We start from the raw sequence: 20600 nt of genomic DNA, 5'->3' as shown, positions 1-20600 counted from the left end.
GTAAAATGTGAGTAAAAATGATAGGTAAATGTAAGAAAATTGATCGTGAGTCAGGTATTGGGTACATTGAGAATGAAAATGGCTTTATTTACGGTTTCGATCTTGACGATCCTTCAAACAAATCAATAAAAACAAATGATACAGTGGAGTTTGACCCCGTTCAAATAGCCTACACAAACGATAAAATGGCGACTGAAATTAAAGTTATTGATGTAGAGAGTTGAAAAACTTGACTAAATCATCTCTGCAAGCTCGTTCATCTTCCAAAAAACCCATGTGACCGCTTTCTTCAAAAAGTGAATAAGTGACGTTATCACTGTGTTTTGTTTGCGCAATGAGATCTGACCATAACAAAACGCTGTCTTCCTTTCCGATTATAAAATGAACCGGATAAGGGTTAAACCTTAAAATTATCTCTCGGTCTTTTCTGTTTTTCATTCCCTTTAAAGCTGCCACAATTGCACGAGGCGACATTTTTAATGCCTCCTTTTTCAACGCATTAATTTCAGGCTTGAAAATTTTGCGGTTTTCGGGTCTGAACAAAAGCGGAATACTCTTACGAATGAATGATTTGTGATCCTGTTTAACCAATTTGATGGCCTCCTCACGAGCTATTTTTCTAAGATCAGAATCATTACGAGCTGTTGAACAAAAAAGACAAATCCCTTTCACGTTATCGGGGAAAAATTCGGCAAAAGCCATAGCCGCGTAGCCCCCCATTGAATGTCCCACAAGGACTACCCTCCGTAAATTCAGCTCTTTCAGAACCGCTTTAATAGCTCCAGCCATCAACTCCATATCGTGGACATAACCAAATGTGTCACTCTCGCCATGACCGGGCAAGTCGATACAAACTACACGTCTCGTTTTACCCACAAAATGCGGTAGATAATTCTCCCACATTTTTGATGATTCTAAAAAGCCGTGCAGTAAAACTACTGCACGGCCATTTCCATCATCAGAGTAATGGATCTTTCCTTTTTTAAAATCAGCAAAAGGCATTAGCTGTTCATTAAATCCTCAATTTCATCAATTTCGATTGGGATATCACCCATTAAATTGAAATTCTCTTTGTCAGATTTGAGTACGTAATCGTCTTCAAGACGAATACCAATCTTCTCATCGGGAATGTAAATACCAGGCTCAATAGTGAACACACTGTTTTCCGGAATCGGTTTAGACCAGGAACCGTAATCATGAGTATCCAAGCCAATATAGTGAGAAGTTCCGTGCATGAAGAATTTCTTGTAAGCCGGCCAATCTGGGTTCTGATTCTTGATATCAGTTTTGTCAAGAAGCTTGAGATCGATCAACTCGCTCTCCATCATTTTGCCCACTTCTTTGTGGTACTCATTTAAAGTGATACCCGGCTTGAGAATATCGTTTGCCATCTTTTTCACTTTCAGAACCGAACTGTAAACTTCTTTTTGACGAGCTGTGTACTTTCCATTTGCCGGAATTGTACGCGTCATGTCACTTGAATAATTTGCATATTCTGCACCAAAGTCCATCAGGATCAAATCTCCGTCATTCACTTCCTGATCATTTTCAGTGTAGTGAAGCACGCAGGCATTTCCGCCAGAAGCTACAATTGGCGTATATGCGAATCCATAGCTACGGTTCCGAATAAACTCGTGCCATAGCTCAGCTTCAATTTCATGTTCCCAAACTCCCGGCTTAATGAAGTCGAGCAACCTGCGGAAACCTTTCTCTGTGATCTTACAGGCTTTTTGCATCAGATCTAACTCTACAGGATGCTTGACAGCTCTTATCTCATGCATGATTGGAGAAGAGCGTTTGTAAGAATGAGCAGGGAAGTTTTCCTTGCACCACTTAATGAAACGATCTTCACGCGTTTCAACTTCAGTATTAGCTCTGAGATGCTCATTCGTATTAAGGTATACATTTTCAGCATCAGCCATTAGTTGATTGAATATTTTATGAAAGTCTTTCAACCAGTAAACAGTTTTAATTCCGCTTACTTCAGTGGCCTTTTCCTTCGTGAGCTTAGCCCCTTCCCATACAGCAATCTCAGGATTCGTTTCTATCACAAACAACACTTCGCGATGTTTTGGATCCGGTGCATCTGGAAAAAGCAACAAAATCGACTCTTCCTGATCTGCTCCACTCAAGTGAAAAATATCAGTGTGCTGTTTAAACGGCATTGTGCTATCAGCACTCAATGGAAAAATATCATTGGAGTTAAAAACCGCAATAGACCCTGATTCCATTTTATCCATGAAACGTTTTCTATTGTGGATGAACAGTTCGTTTGGAATTTGTTCGTATCTCATATTTTCAATTCAAATTGATTTTTTTCAAACTAAAACAAAAATAACTTGTTCTCATATCAAAAGACCCTTAAATATTATTAAGAATCAATCTAATTAAAGTAATCGTTATCCGTGTTTAGTCGGGTGTTTTACATTTGTTATTCGAAACAATTCAAAACCAAATTAAAATGAGTGGATTTCTAAATCGTTCACTAGTCAAGAAGTATTGGATGGCAGCCACAGGGTTGTTTTTGTGTTTATTTTTAGTGGGACACGTTTCAGGGAACTTACAATTGTTAATTCCCGGATATGAAGGAAAGTTGCAATTTAACGAATATGCAGTTTTCATGACTACGAATCCGGCTGTCAAAGTTCTCTCCTATGTCACTTACTTTTCAATTCTTTTCCATGTTATTGATGGCATCTTGTTGACGAGAGCTAACAAAAAAGCTCGTCCGCAAGGGTATGTTTACAACAAACCTCAGCGTAACAGCATTTGGTCATCGCGCAACATGGGGATTTTAGGAACAATTATCCTTGTATTCATCGTATTTCACATGCAGGACTTTTGGTACGAATACAAGTTTGGCGAAATTCCTTACATGGTTTCAGAACAAGGGCATCCAATCACTAAATCAGGAGAAGTGGTTGTTGATGGTGTTATCAATTCTGAATCTGCCAAAGTGATGAAAAACGGTGAAGTTGCTGGTCTTGCGATGAAGGATTTACACGAGGAAGTTATGGAAGCATTTCAGGTTCCATGGATTGTCATTGTTTATGTAATCAGTATGATCGCGATCGCATTCCACTTGTGGCATGGGTTCTCAAGTGCTTTCCAGTCGATAGGAATCAATCATGACAAATACACACCAATCATTAAAAAAGCAGGATATGCCTTTGCAGTTGTGATTCCACTTCTATTTGCCATCATTCCTGTGATTATTTATTTGAAGTAATTGGAAAACGAAAGAGTTATGAGTTTAAATTCAAGAATTCCAGAAGGTCCATTAGATAAAAAATGGCAAAATCATAAAAATAACATCAAGCTGGTAAACCCGGCTAACAAACGTAATATCGATGTTATTGTAGTGGGTACAGGGCTCGCAGGTGCTTCAGCAGCAGCTTCCCTGGCCGAGATGGGATACAACGTTAAATCATTTTGTTTTCAGGATTCACCTCGTAGAGCGCACTCAATTGCAGCTCAGGGTGGTATCAACGCAGCAAAGAACTACCAAAATGATGGCGATTCAGTTTATCGCCTTTTCTACGATACTGTAAAAGGTGGTGACTACCGCTCTAGAGAAGCGAATGTTTATCGCCTTGCTGAAGTTTCTACAAATATTATTGACCAGTGTGTTGCACAAGGTGTTCCTTTTGCAAGAGATTACGGTGGATTACTCGACAACCGCTCATTTGGTGGTGTTCAGGTTAGCCGTACCTTTTATGCAAAAGGACAAACAGGTCAGCAGTTATTATTAGGTGCATACTCTGCACTTTCACGTCAAATTTCCAAAGGGAAAGTGAAGTTGTATAACCGCCACGAAATGATGGAGGTTGTAAAAGTTGACGGGAAAGCTCGCGGAATTATCGCCAAAAATCTAGTGACCGGAGAAATCGAACGCCATGGTGGTCATGCTGTTGTTCTAGCATCGGGTGGTTACGGAAACGTTTTCTTCCTCTCTACCAATGCGATGGGATCTAACGGATCTGCTGCATGGAAAGCTCACCGTAAAGGCGCACACTTTGCAAATCCATGTTACACTCAGATCCACCCGACATGCATCCCGGTTTCAGGTGATTATCAGTCTAAGTTGACCCTAATGTCTGAGTCGCTCCGTAATGACGGCCGAATCTGGGTTCCGAAAAAGAAAGAAGACGCAGAAGCAGTTCGCAAAGGAACGCTCAAACCGACAGAAATCGCTGAAGAAAATCGCGATTACTACTTAGAAAGAAGATATCCTTCATTCGGTAACCTGGTACCTCGTGATGTTGCTTCACGTGCTGCTAAAGAACGTTGTGATGCAGGATTTGGAGTGAATAAAACAGGTGAAGCTGTTTTCCTCGATTTCTCATCAGCAATTGAGCGTTACGGTAATGAAGAAGCTAACGTTCAGGGAATCGACAACCCGAGCAAAGCGAAAATCAAAGATCTTGGTGAGAAAGTTGTAGAAGCTAAATACGGTAACCTTTTCCAGATGTATGAAAAGATTACCGGTGATAATCCTTACTACACACCAATGAAAATCTACCCGGCTGTTCACTACACGATGGGCGGTATTTGGGTTGACTACAACCTGATGACTTCAGTTCCAGGATTGTATGCAGCAGGTGAAGCAAACTTCTCAGATCACGGAGCAAACAGACTGGGTGCATCTGCATTGATGCAGGGACTAGCCGATGGTTACTTCGTTCTTCCTTACACAATTGGCGATTATCTCGCTGATGATATTAGAACCGGTGCTATCGACACAAACACTAAAGAGTTTGAAGAAGCTGAGAAAGAAGTGAAAGAACGCATCGATAAACTGATCAACAACAATGGTAAATACTCTGTTGATCAATTCCACAAGCGATTAGGTAAAATCATGTGGAACAAATGCGGAATGGCTCGTAATGCTGAAGGACTTAAAGAAGCGATTAAAGAAATTCGCGAACTCCGCGAAGAATTCTGGAAAGACGTTAAAGTTCCCGGTAAAGCTGATCAGTACAACCCCGAGCTCGATAAAGCTGGTCGTGTAGCTGATTTCTTAGAACTCGGTGAGTTGATGTGCGTAGATGCTTTGAACAGAGAAGAATCTGCAGGAGGTCACTTTAGAGAAGAATATCAAACTGAAGAAGGTGAAGCAAAACGTGATGATGACAACTACAGATACGTAGCTGCATGGGAATACACTGGCGAACCTTCTGAAGCTAAGCTCCATAAAGAAGAGCTTATATTCGATAATATTGAACTTAAAACAAGAAGTTATAAGTAGGATTCATTTTGGATCTGAACGTGAATAAAAAACAGAGCGATATGAAACTAACGCTTAAAATTTGGAGACAAAACGGCCCTGAAGAAAAGGGTGAAATGGTTGATTATCAAGTGAGCGACATCAGTGAAGACATGTCGTTTCTCGAAATGATCGATGTTCTCAATGAAGGTATCATTGATGGCTCCATTGACGATAAAGGGAATTATGGTCCGGTTGCATTTGATCACGATTGCCGCGAAGGTATTTGCGGAATGTGCTCAATGTACATCAATGGTGAAGCACACGGACCAGGAAGAGGTGTTACAACTTGCCAGTTGCACATGCGTGAATTCAACGATGGTGAAACAATTTATATTGAGCCATGGAGATCTAAAGCTTTCCCAATTGTGAAAGATCTCGTTACAGACAGATCTTCATTTGATAGAATCATGCAGGCAGGTGGTTATGTAAGTGTAAACACTTCCGGTAATACGCAGGATGGTAATGCTATTCCTATTCCAAAAGAAAATGCAGACTGGGCTTTTGATGCCGCTACCTGCATTGGTTGTGGAGCATGTGTAGCTTCCTGTAAGAACTCATCAGCCATGTTGTTTGTATCAGCCAAGGTAACACAGCTCTCGCTATTGCCACAAGGTGATGTTGAGCGTAACAGACGTGTTAAGAACATGGTGAAACAAATGGATGAAGAAGGATTTGGTAACTGCACCAATACCGGAGCTTGCGAAGTTGAGTGTCCTAAAGGAATTTCTCTCAAAAATATTGCGAGAATGAATCAGGAATACTTAAAAGCGAGCTTTACTACAGAGTAGTTTTCAAATAAAACACAATTTTCAGAACCCTGCTATCAAAGGATAGCGGGGTTTTTACTTTCTGATAACAGAACCTTAATTATTTAGGGACATTAGCAAAATATTGAAGAACGATTTTCGCACCAAAATTTAGTCACTCTATCACATGCGAATAATCGTTTTCATCGGCTCAATTTTGTTGTGTTTCAACAGCTACTCTCAGCTCATAATCAATGAGTTTAGCAATGGGTCCTCTGGCTCAAAAGAGTTTTTCGAGTTAGCTGTTGTAGGCAGCCCCGGTTCTTTTCAGGATATAAGAAACTGGATCATTGATGACCACAGTGGATTTTATGGATGTGGAGGCGGTAATGGTATAGCTAACGGACACCTTAAATTTGCCAACCATCAAAATTGGCAATGTGTTCCGGCAGGCAGTATTATTTTACTCTACAACCCATCTGATGTCAATACTTCAATTACGCTCACAAATGACCCTACTGACAGTAACAATGATGGTGTTTATGTTTTACCCATAACAACCGGAACTTACCTTGAAGGAAACAACAGTACTCCATCGAGTTCGAGTTGTAACTCATTTACCGGCCCTTATTCAACGCCCAGCAGCTGGAGCATCATTGCTTTAGGAAATGGGGCTGATGCAGCTCAGGTAATCGATCCATCTAATACTTCTACTGCTTATCACGCTGTTGGTTATGGGGGAATCAGTGGTCCAAATCCAGCTATTTACTTCAACGGGTCAGGAAGTGGAACAAATTACAGCTTTGTCAATACGACAAATGATCAATGGAATCTACAAGCTAACTGGAGCTCAGGAAATGCATCTTCAAACGATAGTCCGGGTAGCCCAAACAATACGGCTAATGCTAACTGGTTGGCCAGCATGGCTCTGACCGTAAATGCTGACACAACACAAGGTTGCGCACCTTTGAGTGTCAACTTTACAACAAACTCAAATGTTCCAGGTTATACATACTCCTGGGATTTTGGAGATAATAACTCTGGAAATGGCTCAACGACCAGTCACGCTTACACCACAACGGGAAGCTTCAATGCTGTGTTAACAATAGGAACACCATCAGGTTGTTCTATTCAGAGAACAATCCCAATATCAATCACAGGGGGAGGAACAGTAACAGCCCCATCACTCAACTCAGTTTGTTCAAACCAACAGCCTTTCGCGCTACCGGGCGGCTCACCTGCGGGTGGCTCCTGGAGCGGAAATGGTGTTTCTTCCAATACATTTGATCCACAATCAGCCGGAGTAGGTACACATAACTTGACCTACACTGTAAGCGGTGCATGCGGAGGATCTGACCAGGCATCAATAACAGTTCAAAACAGTCCAAATGCTCAGTTTTCACTCCCTTCAACTAGTTTTTGCGCAAACGCCTCCCCAATTAGCCTTAACAACTCTGGTGGAGGAACTTTTTTCGGGAGCGGTGTAACAAATAACACTTTTAATCCTTCTACAGCCGGAATCGGAAATCACTCGATCGGTTATGCAGTGAGCAACGGGAACTGTGCTGATACAACTTACCAAACCATTTCCGTGATCAACAATCCCCAAGTCAACTGGTCTGTCCCTGATACACTGTGTTTCGGTCAGAACCAAATCTACATTGGTGGTGCTTCTCCTCAGGGAGGTAATTATTATCTAAATGGCGTTCAACTTGCTGATGACTCTATTAATATTAGCAACCTGAATGTGGATAGTTCTTATACTCTCGTCTATAACTTAGGCTCTTCTTTTTGTAATGCGAGTGACACACAAATCGTTTACATTGAAGGTGATCCATCGGTAGACATTCAGTTTTCAGGAGATACTGTTCGTTGTAACAGCAGCCCGGCTCAATTGACAGCATCAGGAAATGGCAGGCTCACGTGGAACACCGGATCAAATTCAGGCTCAATTACAGCCTCAACATCCGGAACTTACTGGGCAGAGCGAAAAAATTACTGCGGATCTGAAAGAAAAGAAGTTTCATTCAGTTATTATGACGACCCGCAACTCTCACTTGATGAAAGCTCAATCACGATCTGTAAAGGTGAAGAAGCTGTTATTACTGCAAGCTCAAACATCAATGATATAAGCTGGTCTAATGGCGTTTCCGGAAATCAAATAATCGTTTATCAACCGGGCGAGTACACTGCAACAGTTACAAATGAGTGTGGATCAACGAGTAAACAAGCTGTTTTAAAAGTTGAATCTCCAGAAGTTCGTATAAAATATAATTCTGTTAAACTCAAAGAATACGACTTTGAAGCGATGCCGTCAAATTATGATGAGTACAGCTGGTTCATCGATGATATTCTCGTTGAAACCTACCCGGATTTTAGACACCTTTTTTCTGACCCAGGTGAACACGAAGTAATTGTTGAGGCCAAAACCAAAAATGGCTGTTATGCTTCTGATACGGTATTGATTGAACTACAAAACATTGGAAATGTTTTCATTCCAAATGCTTTTACACCAAATGGTGATGGCATTAATGATCGACTGAAAATTGAAGGGGAAACACCTCAGCTCTTTGAAGCTATTGTATTTAACCGTTGGGGAGAAGAGATGGCTCGATGGACAGATATTCAGGATAGCTGGGACGGAAAGAAAAGAGGTACGGTTTGCGCTGACGGAGTTTATATTCTAAAGGTCTCTTACAACGATAAGTCTTTCATCGAAACAGTTCAGTTATTTACTAGATAACCGTAGAGCTTAACATTAATTCAACAAGCAAATAATAAGCTTGTAAATTCTTGTTAACAACCAGACAGTAGGTTTGCTGTTCATGCAAATTGCTGTTTTGAAGCTATATCTAAACTCAAATAAAGCCCCTAAAAAAGTTGAATGTTCCTTAACTAATATAGTAGTAACATTCATTTTTTCGCTAGCTATTGTTTCAGCAATTGGTCAAACACAGGTATATTTACAGGACTTTGAGTCGGCAGGAGGATACTCAACTTCAATTCCAGAGTTCACAGATAGTTCTGAAGATTATTTTATTCGCACAAATGGAGGAACGATATCTGGTGGAGTAAACTACACAAATATTCAGGGAGCCTACTATTTTGGAGCGCAAGACATAGATGGAGAAGGAGCTTCACCAAATCAAACTCTTACAATAACCGGAATCAACATTTCGGGTTATACAAACCTCGAATTAAGAGTTTTCTTAGCTGAAGATGATGACGGTTCTAACGAAGACTGGGATAACTCTGACTATGTTCACTTCAACTACCAAATTGATAATGCAGGCTACAACAATCTTTTGTGGCTTGAGAATGACGGGAGCACTTACAACACAGCTCCGCAAATCGATACAGACTTTGATGGTACAGGTGATGGTGCAATCATCACAGACGCCTTTACACAATTCACAGCTCCCATTTCAGGAACCGGTAGCTCGCTTGATATTCAGGTTGAGTTCAACCTCAACTCAGGAGATGAAGACATAGCGATTGATCACATTGAAATTTACGCGACAAGCTCGTGCACTCCACCAAGCATCAGTTCGATTCAACCAAATAACGGGCCTGTTGGAACTCGAGTACTGATACAAGGCAGTGGGTTTACAGTCGGAACCGGAACATCCGCTGTCGAATTTGGCTCCGTAGCTGCAGATTCGTTCATCGTTCTATCCAACACTCAAATTGAAGCTTACGTGCCGGCAGGAGCCGGAAACACAATTGAAATTACAACAGATAATTGTCCGGAGACGTATTCAAGCTTCACGCTTACTGAAACTTCAGGTTGCGGTGGAGGTAGCGGATCGCCTACAGAACTCTTTATCACTGAAGTAACAGACGCTTCAAGCGGAAGCCTTTCTTACATTGAAATCTTTAACGGAACAGGATCTTCGGTAAACCTCAGTAATTATTCAATTGCTCAGTATAACAATGGAAATGGTTCACCAACCTGTAACATAACACTCAGCGGAACCTTGACCAATAATGATGTTTATGTCATCAGCACAGGTTCAAATGGTGGATTAGCAGATGCCTATTTCAATACTTGCGGAGGAGTCAACACAAACGACTGTATAAAGCTCCTTAAGAATAGCTCTATCATCGATATTTGGGGAGATTGCTCAGGATCTAGCTGGGTAGTTGGAGGAAATGCTGGATATACATATCGAAGAAAAGGAACAGTAACGGGGCCAAATACAACATTCACGCTTTCAGAATGGCAGGCTTTTAGCCTTGAAACCTACACCGACATCGGTAGTCACACCACTTCTTTTGGTCCTTCCATTACAATCACACAACAACCAACAGACGAAATAATTTGTGAGGGAGAATCCGCAACATTCTCAGTCAATACAGCTAACTCAGGAAATACATTTCAATGGTATGTTCATCCAAAAAGCGGAACAAACTGGAACGCTGTTTCTAACGGAGCAAACACATCAGGAGCTTCAACAAATACTTTATCACTTAGTAATATTCCATACAGCCAAAACAACTACCAGTTCTACTGTAAAATAACAAACGGCAGCTGTGAGGTATTCTCAGTTGCTGTTCAACTAAAAATTCAACCGGGTCCAATAACAACAAACATATTTCACAACTAAATCCAGACTAAATCATGAAATCAATTGCAAAAATTACGTTTTTCCTTTTCGCGTTAGTAGTATCAATCAATGCAAAAGCGCAATCGAGCAGTGCTAATCCTCATCAAATTTGTGCAGGATCAGTAGAGCCTTATCGTGTAGACACAACAGGAACTACAGGTTCAAACTACACCTGGGGTGTAACAACATCAGGCTTTGCCGGAACAATTACTCCAACGAACGCCTCGGGAAGTGAAATCAGCCTCGACTGGTCTACAACTCCCGTTGGCACTTACGAACTCTTTGTAATCGAAGACTCAGCAGGTAGCTGTGTGGGAGATTCTGTCTTCCTCGATGTTGAAATCCAACCAGCAAATACAATCTCGCTTACATCGGCAGCGGGAACCGATAACCAAACAGTCTGCGAAAACACCGCTATTACAAATATCACTTACAGCACTACTGGTGCTACCGGGGCTACTTTCTCAGGACTTCCTGCAGGTGTTACAGGTAACTTCTCTGGAGGAAATATCACAATCAGTGGTACTCCAACAGCAACAGGTACATTCAACTACACAATTACTTTGACTGGAGGCTGTGGAACCGTTACTGAAACAGGAACTATTGATGTTACTCCTGACAACACAATTTCATTGACATCAGCTGCCGGAACAGATAACCAAACGGTTTGTGAAAGCTCAGCGATTACAAATATTACTTACAGCACTACAGGGGCTACCGGAGCTACTTTCTCTGGTCTTCCTACTGGTGTAACAGGTAACTTCTCCGGAGGAAATATCACAATCAGTGGTACTCCAACAGCTACGGGTACATTCAACTACACAATCACTTTGACGGGCGGTTGTGGATCAGTTACAGAGACCGGAACCATCGAAGTTACCCCGGCAGCTACTGCTGATGCAGGATCTGACCAAACAATTTGTGAAGGCGAAACAGTTGACCTCAGCACTTCTGGAACAACTCCATCAGCAAGTAATAACGCTGGTTTAACATGGACAACTTCAGGTGATGGATCATTCAATAATGCCAACACTTTGAACCCGATTTACACTCCGGGTCCAAATGACATCGCTAACGGATCAGTTACATTGACACTTACAGCAACCGGAAACGGATCTTGCGGTGACGCAACTGATACCATGACAATTACAATCAATGCTAAACCGACAACATCTCCAATATTCCACAACTAGGAACCGGAGCTAACAACCTGAATGAAAAGTTGCCAATATAAACTCCTGATACTTTTCATCTGTATAGTTGGATCGCAAAGTGTATTAGCCCAGGTGGTTGATACGCTTTGCGTTTCTGACCCTACAGGTGACTATCACGTTGACGGCTGGCCGGGAAGTACATTTGAATGGATTGTACCTGATGGTCAGATCACTCGTGGCTCAGGTTCTGATTCAATCTCAGTCACATGGAACTCAACTCCTGGAACTTATCCGATCAGCGTGGTGGAAACAAGTGCTAATGGTTGTATTGGCGACACTCAGTATGCTCAGGTTCTGATCATTGATCCTCCAAACCTCCAAATAAGCGGACCAAAAAGAGTTTGCGAAGGCGACACAGCTCAACTCACCGCTAGTGGTGGAATCGATTATGTGTGGAACACAGGTGATACTGGTGCGGTTGTAACAATAAACCCTACTACTTCACAAACTTATTCAGTTGTTAGCAATACAAAATGCGGTAATGATGCCACAAATTATGGCATTACTGTAAAACCTAAACCTGTTTTTAGTATTGAAATTAACGGGAAAAAATTCATCTGTGAAGGTGAGCAAACTCAGATAGTAGCGAGCGGAGATGCAACAGAGTATTTCTGGTCTTCTCTGGGCTGGGGAAGCAGGCAAAAAGTCACCAAAAATGGAACTTATGAAGTTACTGCATATTTGGATGGATGCGAAGCTTTTGATTCAGTAACCGTTGGCGAATGCCGAAACCTCATTCCATACAACACCTTTACCCCTGACGGTGATGGCATCAACGATAAATTTGAGATTGATAAAATCGAGTATTACCCCAATGCATTAGTTGAAATCTACAACCGCTGGGGAGATGTCATTTACAAATCAACAGGCTATTCCAATCCGTGGGATGGTACATGGAACGGAACACCCCTTCCTGTAGGAGCTTATTACTATGTAATAGATCCAAAGGATGAACGCGCTGAAAAAATTAGTGGTTACATCAATTTAATCAGGCGATGATGAAACATATACTATTCCTTCTTCTGCTATTATTATCGGTCAGATCCATGAGCCAGCAAGTTTACCAGTTCACCCAATACCAGGTAAACCGATATCTGCTCAACCCGGCTGCGAGCGGAGTTGACGATCACACTGAAATAGTATCAGGATACAGACAAATGTGGCTGGATTTAGAGGGCGCTCCCGAAAGCTTCTACTTAACAGCGAACATCCCCATCAACAAGCAGAAAAACAAAACATTCAAAAATAAAAGAGCCAGACAATTTTACTATTCTAACAACAAATACAAGCAACATCACGGCATTGGTATAATGGTGTCCAAGGATGAGTTTGGTGCATTTCAAAAAACAAGAGTTCAGGCATCTTACGCTTTTCATCTTCCCGTAACAGGTCCTTATCGCATTTCCTTTTCTCCTCGTGTTGGATGGAGTGGTACCGCAATTGACGACAGAAAAGTTTCACTCAAGATTCAGGACGACCCCACTTACCAGTACTTTTTAGCACAGGGAGAAAACAAAAACAGCTTTGACTTGGATTTGGGTTTATGGTTCTACTCTGACAGGCTCTATGCCGGTTACTCTATGATTCAGCTAATCCCCAATAACCTCACCCCTGCCGATGTATCGAAAGAAGCTAAAATGCTAGCCCATCACCAATTGATGTTAGGCTACAGCTACATCGTTTACCACGCCAAAGACTTTGACGATCTCGAATCCCGCAATATCGTATTGCATCCCGGAGCAATGATCCGCTATAAAGCTGGTGCCCCTGTAAATCTTGACCTCAGCTTAGAAGTGGACTTTGAACAGCGATTGAAAATAGGTACAACCTGGCGCATGAACAACGCGATGGCATTTTGGGCAGGTGTCTACCTTGGTAAAACAGCTGAGCTCTACTATGCCTATGACCTACCTACTTCACAGCTTCAACCATATCAACGCGGAGGTCATGAGATAACTCTTAAAATGAAATTATGGCGTAACCGATTCTCAACAAAATTTTAATCTGAGATAGTTAAAATCCTCCTGAAGCTTAAAAAAGGGTTCATAATGTTATCGTAACAAAACCGTAAATCGAACTAAGCGGAAACACAAACTACTTACTAATACTTTTGAAATATCCTTATACTCGTTTTCTATTCCGTTAGTTGAAATATTTTTAAAACATACAATTAACTACTAATATATATAGTTATGAAAACGTATTTCAGTTTTTTCGCAATTGCGGTTTTGAGTATTCTTAACGGAATTGCTTTAGGGCAGACGACAATATCCATTGACTTCGAAACAGCAAATGATGGATATTCTACATCTGATGATTATGGTTCTGGTTATGAAGACTTTTTTAATAGGACTAATTCAAATCTACCCAGCTGCAATAATGAAGATGGTTATTTCTGGGGGTTTGAGGATATGACATCTGGTAATAAGGTTATGAATCTCGATCAAATAAATATTACCGGTGGTACTGAGTTCACCTTTTCAATTGACATGGTTGCTCACCATTATAATGACTGGGATAATTCTGATGCATTTGAAATTGACTACAGTATAGATGGTGGTCCTTACACTCCTTTAATGCACGTTAGAAACAATGGGGGAACATATAATGAGCTCCCTTCTCTAGACACAGACTTTGATGGCATTGGGGACTGTGGAGCAGGAACTCTTCCAGCATTAACAACTGGCTCTTCTGGATGCTCAACAAGCTCAAGTGATTTTGCAACTTTCTCCACCACAATAACTGGATTGAGTGGTAGCAGTATATTAAATATACGGTTAACAGCGATCAATTGCACGTCAAGTGATGAGGGGCTTTATTTTGACAACATTGAAGTAACACATAATGGAGGGACAGGCATTGCTCCTCCCTCAACCTTTGAAGCCAATTCAACCAACATCTCTACCACCTCACTCGACTGGACGAAAAACAGCGATAATAATGATGTTATCATTGCGAAAAATACAAGTAACTCTTTTGGAACTCCTTCAGATGGAACGAGCTACTCTGTGGGAAATACATTAGGCGGTGCTGAAATCATTTACAAAGGCGGTGCTACATCTTATATTGATGAGTGTCTCGATGGTGATCAACAATACTTTTATCAAATATGGTCTTTTGACAGCAATGATGATTACTCTTCAGAGTTGAGCGATGATGCAACAACTGCAACTAAAGAAATTTCTGGTGGTGGGGGAGCCACTTACACCGAGACCTTCTCTAATTTAGGCCCATATGGTGGTTACCAAACTGAAACATGGAGTGGTGACAACGGGTTTGGAACATGGACCGCCACTGACGCAAGAACCGATAGAACAATTAACGGAGCAGCTATTACTGTAGAAAACGGAGAACTAACAAGTCCAACAATTTCAGGGGGGATCGATAATCTAACACTAACAACAGAAAGGCAGTTTTCAGGAGGATCAGGTAATTTAACTGTAAAGGTTAACGGCAGCACCGTAGGTACTATTCCTTATAGTGGAAGCTCTCAAACATCAACGATTAACAACATTAATGTATCAGGAAATTTCACGTTAGTCATTGACAATCAAGGAAACGGTGACAGAGTCGCTATGGATGACCTAACCTGGGATCAACCAGGTGGTGCTGCCCAATCCTCCACTACTCAAAACGGCAACTGGAGCTCAACAAGCACATGGATTGCAGGGACTCTCCCAACGAGCACAAATGATATTGCCGTCAAGAACGATCTCACAATTGACGGAGATTTTACCTGCGATACACTTGTTTTAAACTCAGGAGCTTCTCTAACCGTAAGCTCAGGCAATTCTTTAACAGTTAATGGAATATTCGTAAACAACGGAACGGTAACCATTGAAGATGACGGAGCATTGATTCAAACAGCTTCTTCAGATAACAACTGTGGTTCCGGATCTTACACAGTAGAACGTACAGGGGGTAATTCTTCATCAGCTTATGATGGCTGGTCAACACCTATAGACGGAGTGAGCATTCACGATAACAGCGGTGTGTTCAGCAGCTCAAATCCATGTGACATATTCGCATTTGACGGATCTGACCAAAGTTGGAAATACGACTTTGCGACAAACTACAGCACAACCTGCAATGGAAATGGCGTTACTTTTTCAAGCCAGTACCTCATATCAGGAGCTGACGGAAACATGGATGCTGGTCGAGGTTATTTAGTGCCGGGAAACTCAACAGCAACGCGAGTATTTAGCGGAAGCACAATCAATAATGGAAATCACACTCATTCACTGGGAACAGGCATGAATCCGGGAGGATCAACTAACTGGTCAGATGATTACTGGAACCTCGTTGGTAATCCATATCCAAGTGCAATTAGCGTGAGTGACTTCCTTACAGCCAACTCATCAAATCTCACAACAAGTGCGGTTTACGTTTGGTCAGATGATGGCACTTCCGGCTCTGGTTATACTGAATCTGATTATATCACCATCAATGGATCTGGTTCAACGGGAGCGGTAAACGGTAGCAATATCACAAACGGAAACATCGCTTCTACTCAAGGATTCTTTGTTCAGGGAACTGGGTCTGGCGGAAATATCACATTTACAAACTCCATGCGCACAACCGGAAACGACCAGTTTAGAAGTAGTCAATCATTACCGCGTTTTTGGCTGTCGCTCAACGACAACCGCATTTCAAGTCAAATGCTGATTGCTTTTCCGGGAGGCGCAACTGACGAATTTGAAAAAATGTACGATGCACCACGCTATTACGGTCAGAACCACTTAAATATCTCGTCACAACTCCCTTCCGATTCAACGGCAATGGTTATACAGGGGATGGAAATGATAGGAGCAGATACTATTAAGGAAATCAACTTGCTAGTTGAAGTTGATACAACAAAAGAAGTTGTTTTTGATTTAGACTCAATCGAACTCATTGATGAGGATATTAAAATCTACCTCAAAGATCAACTACACGATTCATTGACCGACATCAGAAAAAATAGCTATATAACAACTCTCGACTCCGGCAAGTACAGATCTAGATTTAGCATCGTCCTCGATTCGAGGATAGATGACGGCTCAGACTCTGGAAATGGTGGCCAAACAGGAATTGAAGAAATAGAAAACAACTTCAAGAGCTACTATGCAAATCAGGCTATTCACATACAAAACAACAGCTCTAAAACGATTGATGAATGCAAGGTCTATGACGTAAGTGGTAAAGTTGTATTTTATTCTTCAAAAAATAAATCTGCTTACTACACACCAAACCTCTCAAATGGAATGTACTTCGTTGACTTCACATTTAAAGACAAGAAACATTACCAGGTGAAGTTCATCATTCATTAAAACATATATGCCTCCCTTTAACTAGGCTCTGATTAGTGGTTTACCTCCATTTCTCAGAGCCTTTTTTATTTGAATTTACTCTCAAATTCAAATAGGGAAAACAGTCATTCTTCAAGCTTAAAACGCTATGCTATAATTATTTGGTCATAATTTTTTGTAAATTAGCAAAGACCCCAAATAAATAGCGCTATGCTCTCGACCAAAATGTACTATTTCCCTATTCTCATTGCTCTCTTATTTTCCCCATTAATTTCCAGTTCCCAAATCATTAGTCAGTATGTAGATACTGATAGCGGAACAACGCCAAAAGGGATAGAGATATGGAATAACACGGGATCTGATCTTGACTTCTCCTCAAATAATCTCATAATTGAAAAAGGAACTAACGGAGCAGCGCCTTCAGTAGATATAACGGTGAGTAGCGGCACACTTGGAGTAGATGAAGTGATGGTGATTGGCTCTTCTGATATTGAAACATACCTCACTAATACCTTTGGTCAAAATGAATTTTTCTTCGTAGAAAAGCCATTTACTTTTAACGGAGATGATGCACTCCAGGTAATTTATAACGGTGACACAACCGATATTTTTGGAACTCCCGGTGTTGACCCGGGATCGAGCTGGGATGGAAACGGTGTATCAACTTCTGACCAAAACATCAAACTTCTCACTTCAATTTCAAATGGTGACACAACTGGCTGGTCAGATCCGAGCACACGATACGAGACTGTTTCAACGAGCCCAACTTCAGCTGGAGGTCTAGAGGATTTTGGAAGGGTTCCCTGCACAACACCAACTGATATCAGTGGTGAATTTAGCTTTCCGGGAAACCAGGAAGTAGAATTGTATTGGGAAAACGGACTGTGCTACGATGAAATCTTAGTTGTTGCCAAAGCCGGATCATCAGTTACGGCAACCCCTTCTGGTGATGGAAGCTCAATTACAGCAAACCAAACATTTGGATCAGGAACTGATATTGGAACCAATGAATACGCTGTTTACAAAGGGTCATTAAATGAAACAACCATTACCGGATTGACGAATAACACAACATTCTACTTCAAAATATTTGCCAGAAAAGGGACTTCCTGGAGTTCAGGGGTATCGCTCAATGAAACGCCTATTGAGCTCTATTCTTTTTTTGATGAACCGTTTGACGATAACACCCAATACTCTGTTACTGCAGGAGGTGAAGGAAATGATGGTACGGCAGATTACTTCCAAAGAACTGATGGATCAAATATCAATATTTCCTACAACGGGTTTACAGGAGACTTTTACGCGGCTCAGGATGTAGACGATGGAGGCTGGACAGGAAGTGCCAACCCTTCAACATTAACCTGGTCAAATATCAACATTACTGCATTCTCTGATCTAACATTCTCAGGTCTTTTTGCCTCGAGTAGTCAAAACTTTATTGACAACAGTGATTACGTAAATATAGAATACCAAATTGATGGTGGTGGATGGAACAATTTATTGTTCTTTAGAAATGAAGGATCAACATTTAATACATACTTCCTGGAAGATACTGACTTCAATGGCACAGGTGATGGCAGAAGATTAACTTCTTATGCGAAGAAATTCAATAAATCTATTCCTGCCACTGGAGATCGATTAGACTTAAGAATTACAGTTGCTGTCAATTCTGGAGATGAAGACTTTGCTTTTGACAGCTTTAAATTGTTGGGTACACCAAACGGACTCATTTACGTGAATAACTCATGGACACCTAACCCTCCTGATGGCACCACCGGATCTGACAATGCAGCTGTTTTAGAAAACACAGCAACAATCAATTCAAATGCTACAATTGATCAAATTGTAGTTAAAAAAGAGGCTACCCTGGAAATAGCTGGCAATGCCCTCACCGTTAACACATTCATTGAAAACAATGGAAATGTAATGGTAAGAGATGATGCCGCAATCATTCAAACAGGATCAACTGACAACAACACTGGAATTGGCACATACACCGTAGAACGAACTGGTGGAAGCTCAGCATCAGCCTACAACGGCTGGTCAACGCCAATAGACGGAGTGAGTCTTCACGATAACAGCGGAGTGTTCAGCAGCTCAAATCCTTGCGATATTTTTGCTTTTGATGGATCTGACCAAAGCTGGAAATACGATTTCCCAACGAACTACAGCACAACGTGCAATGGTAACGGAGTTACGTTCACTAGTCAGTTTCTTATTTCGGGAGCCGATGGAAATATGGATGCAGCTCGTGGATACCTGATCCCCGGAAACGCCACTTCAACAAGATCATTTAGCGGAAACACAATAAATAATGGAGATTTTACTTATTCGCTGGGAACTGGCACGAACCCAAACGACCCGCTCTCAAATTGGTCTGATGATTACTGGAACCTCATCGGTAATCCATATCCCAGCGCAATTGACGTGAGTAGTTTCTTAACTGCAAACTCTTCAAACCTCACAACTAGTGCAGTTTACGTTTGGTCAGATGACGGCACTTCAGGATCGGGGTACACTGAATCTGATTATATAACTGTCAATTCCTCAGGTTCAACAGGAGCAGTAAATGGAAGCAACATAACAAACGGAAATATCGCTTCAACGCAGGGATTCTTTGTTCAGGGAACGGGATCTGGCGGAAATATTACATTCACAAACTCGATGCGCACAACCGGAAACGACCAGTTTAGAAGTAGTCAGTCATTGCCGCGCTTTTGGTTATCGCTCAACGACAACCGCATCTCAAGTCAATTGTTGATCGCATTTCCTGGTGATGCATCAGATGAATTTGAAAAAAATTACGATGCTCCTCGCTATTACGGTCAGAACCACCTGAACATCTCGTCTCAACTACCTGCTGATTCTTCTGCAATGGTCATTCAGGGAATGGAAACGGTTGGAGTTAATGATGAAAAAGAAATAGCATTACTAGTTGAACTCGATAAAATGAGCGAAGTGAGCTTCCAACTCGACTCTATCGAACTCATCGATGAAAACACGAAAATACTGCTCAAAGATCGACAACTCGATTCGTTGATTGACATTAAGACAAACAGCTACACCACAACACTCGACTCAGGCAAATACAACGCTCGTTTTAGCATTATTCTCAATACCAGATTTTCTGAAATCGATGCTGAAACTAGCGAGGATTCATCTGTAATCAATGGACTAAACGAAAAAATTGAATCCAATCTAAAAGTTTTTTATTCGAGAAGCAACCTTGTCGTGCAAAACAACACTTCGAGTACAATAGAGCAAGTCAATATTTATGATGTACAGGGAAAAGAGGTGTTTAACTCAACTCAAAACAAGAAAATATATACACCTAAAATCCAACAAGCAGGATTTTACATCAGTGTCATAACCCTTCAAAACGGTAATTCGAAGAAAACGAAATTCACAGTGAAATAAGAGCTAATCACTTTTCTTTATCATTCTATTAAAACTTTATCACTCATTTGATTGTATAT

Annotated in this window: 13 protein-coding genes; 11 read left to right on the top strand and 2 right to left on the bottom strand. The window is 41.2% G+C overall.

Annotated elements, in window-relative coordinates; genetic code table 11:
* The first annotated feature begins 17 nt into the window (after positions 1 to 17).
* Positions 18 to 224, top strand: a complete 207-nt coding sequence (locus F3059_RS08975) for a hypothetical protein (RefSeq protein WP_151168392.1) — start codon at positions 18 to 20, stop codon at positions 222 to 224.
* Here the strand turns inward: F3059_RS08975 and F3059_RS08970 are convergent.
* Both F3059_RS08970 and F3059_RS08965 read right to left on the bottom strand, forming a co-directional pair.
* Entirely contained in the window at positions 205 to 1002 is a 798-nt protein-coding gene (locus F3059_RS08970; protein WP_151168390.1) for an alpha/beta fold hydrolase, read from the bottom strand. The genes F3059_RS08975 and F3059_RS08970 overlap by 20 nt on opposite strands.
* Positions 1002 to 2294: an aminopeptidase P N-terminal domain-containing protein gene (locus F3059_RS08965; RefSeq protein WP_151168388.1), complete on the bottom strand. Its 1293-nt coding sequence runs from the start codon at positions 2292 to 2294 to the stop codon at positions 1002 to 1004. Before F3059_RS08965 ends, F3059_RS08970 begins: the two co-directional genes overlap by 1 nt.
* Positions 2295 to 2461: 167 nt before the next feature.
* Here F3059_RS08965 and F3059_RS08960 point away from each other — a divergent pair, with 167 nt between their 5' ends.
* The 10 genes from F3059_RS08960 to F3059_RS08915 all read left to right on the top strand — a co-directional run bounded on the left by F3059_RS08960 (position 2462) and on the right by F3059_RS08915 (position 20541).
* On the top strand, positions 2462 to 3229 hold the full coding sequence (locus F3059_RS08960; RefSeq protein ID WP_151168386.1) for a succinate dehydrogenase cytochrome b subunit: 768 nt from the start codon (positions 2462 to 2464) through the stop codon (positions 3227 to 3229).
* Positions 3230 to 3247: 18 nt separating this feature from the next.
* The gene (locus F3059_RS08955; protein ID WP_151168384.1) at positions 3248 to 5248 is read left to right on the top strand and encodes a fumarate reductase/succinate dehydrogenase flavoprotein subunit; all 2001 of its coding nucleotides are present in this window, start codon (positions 3248 to 3250) and stop codon (positions 5246 to 5248) included.
* A gap of 41 nt (positions 5249 to 5289) precedes the next feature.
* Entirely contained in the window at positions 5290 to 6057 is a 768-nt protein-coding gene (locus F3059_RS08950; RefSeq protein ID WP_151168382.1) for a succinate dehydrogenase/fumarate reductase iron-sulfur subunit, read from the top strand.
* 145 nt (positions 6058 to 6202) lie between these two features.
* A complete protein-coding gene (locus F3059_RS08945) occupies positions 6203 to 8758 on the top strand; it encodes a PKD domain-containing protein (protein ID WP_151168379.1) in 2556 nt (851 codons plus the stop codon).
* 97 nt (positions 8759 to 8855) lie between these two features.
* Entirely contained in the window at positions 8856 to 10622 is a 1767-nt protein-coding gene (locus F3059_RS08940; protein WP_170265139.1) for a lamin tail domain-containing protein, read from the top strand.
* Positions 10623 to 10636: 14 nt separating this feature from the next.
* Complete coding sequence (locus F3059_RS08935) at positions 10637 to 11815, top strand: hypothetical protein (RefSeq protein WP_151168374.1); 1179 nt, start codon at positions 10637 to 10639, stop codon at positions 11813 to 11815.
* A gap of 21 nt (positions 11816 to 11836) precedes the next feature.
* On the top strand, positions 11837 to 12835 hold the full coding sequence (locus tag F3059_RS08930) for a gliding motility-associated C-terminal domain-containing protein (RefSeq protein WP_151168372.1): 999 nt from the start codon (positions 11837 to 11839) through the stop codon (positions 12833 to 12835).
* A complete protein-coding gene (locus F3059_RS08925; protein ID WP_151168371.1) occupies positions 12832 to 13839 on the top strand; it encodes a PorP/SprF family type IX secretion system membrane protein in 1008 nt (335 codons plus the stop codon). The genes F3059_RS08930 and F3059_RS08925 overlap by 4 nt, the downstream gene beginning before the upstream one ends.
* Before the next feature lie 189 nt (positions 13840 to 14028).
* Entirely contained in the window at positions 14029 to 17145 is a 3117-nt protein-coding gene (locus tag F3059_RS08920; protein WP_151168369.1) for a T9SS type A sorting domain-containing protein, read from the top strand.
* 189 nt (positions 17146 to 17334) lie between these two features.
* Complete coding sequence (locus F3059_RS08915) at positions 17335 to 20541, top strand: T9SS type A sorting domain-containing protein (protein ID WP_151168367.1); 3207 nt, start codon at positions 17335 to 17337, stop codon at positions 20539 to 20541.
* Positions 20542 to 20600: the final 59 nt, after the last annotated feature.

Source organism: Salibacter halophilus, from assembly GCF_008806325.1.
GTDB classification, from domain to species: Bacteria; Bacteroidota; Bacteroidia; order Flavobacteriales_G; family Salibacteraceae; genus Salibacter; species Salibacter halophilus.
The sequence above is the reverse complement of the archived record's forward strand: the minus strand, read 5'-3'. Positions and strand labels throughout refer to the sequence as shown.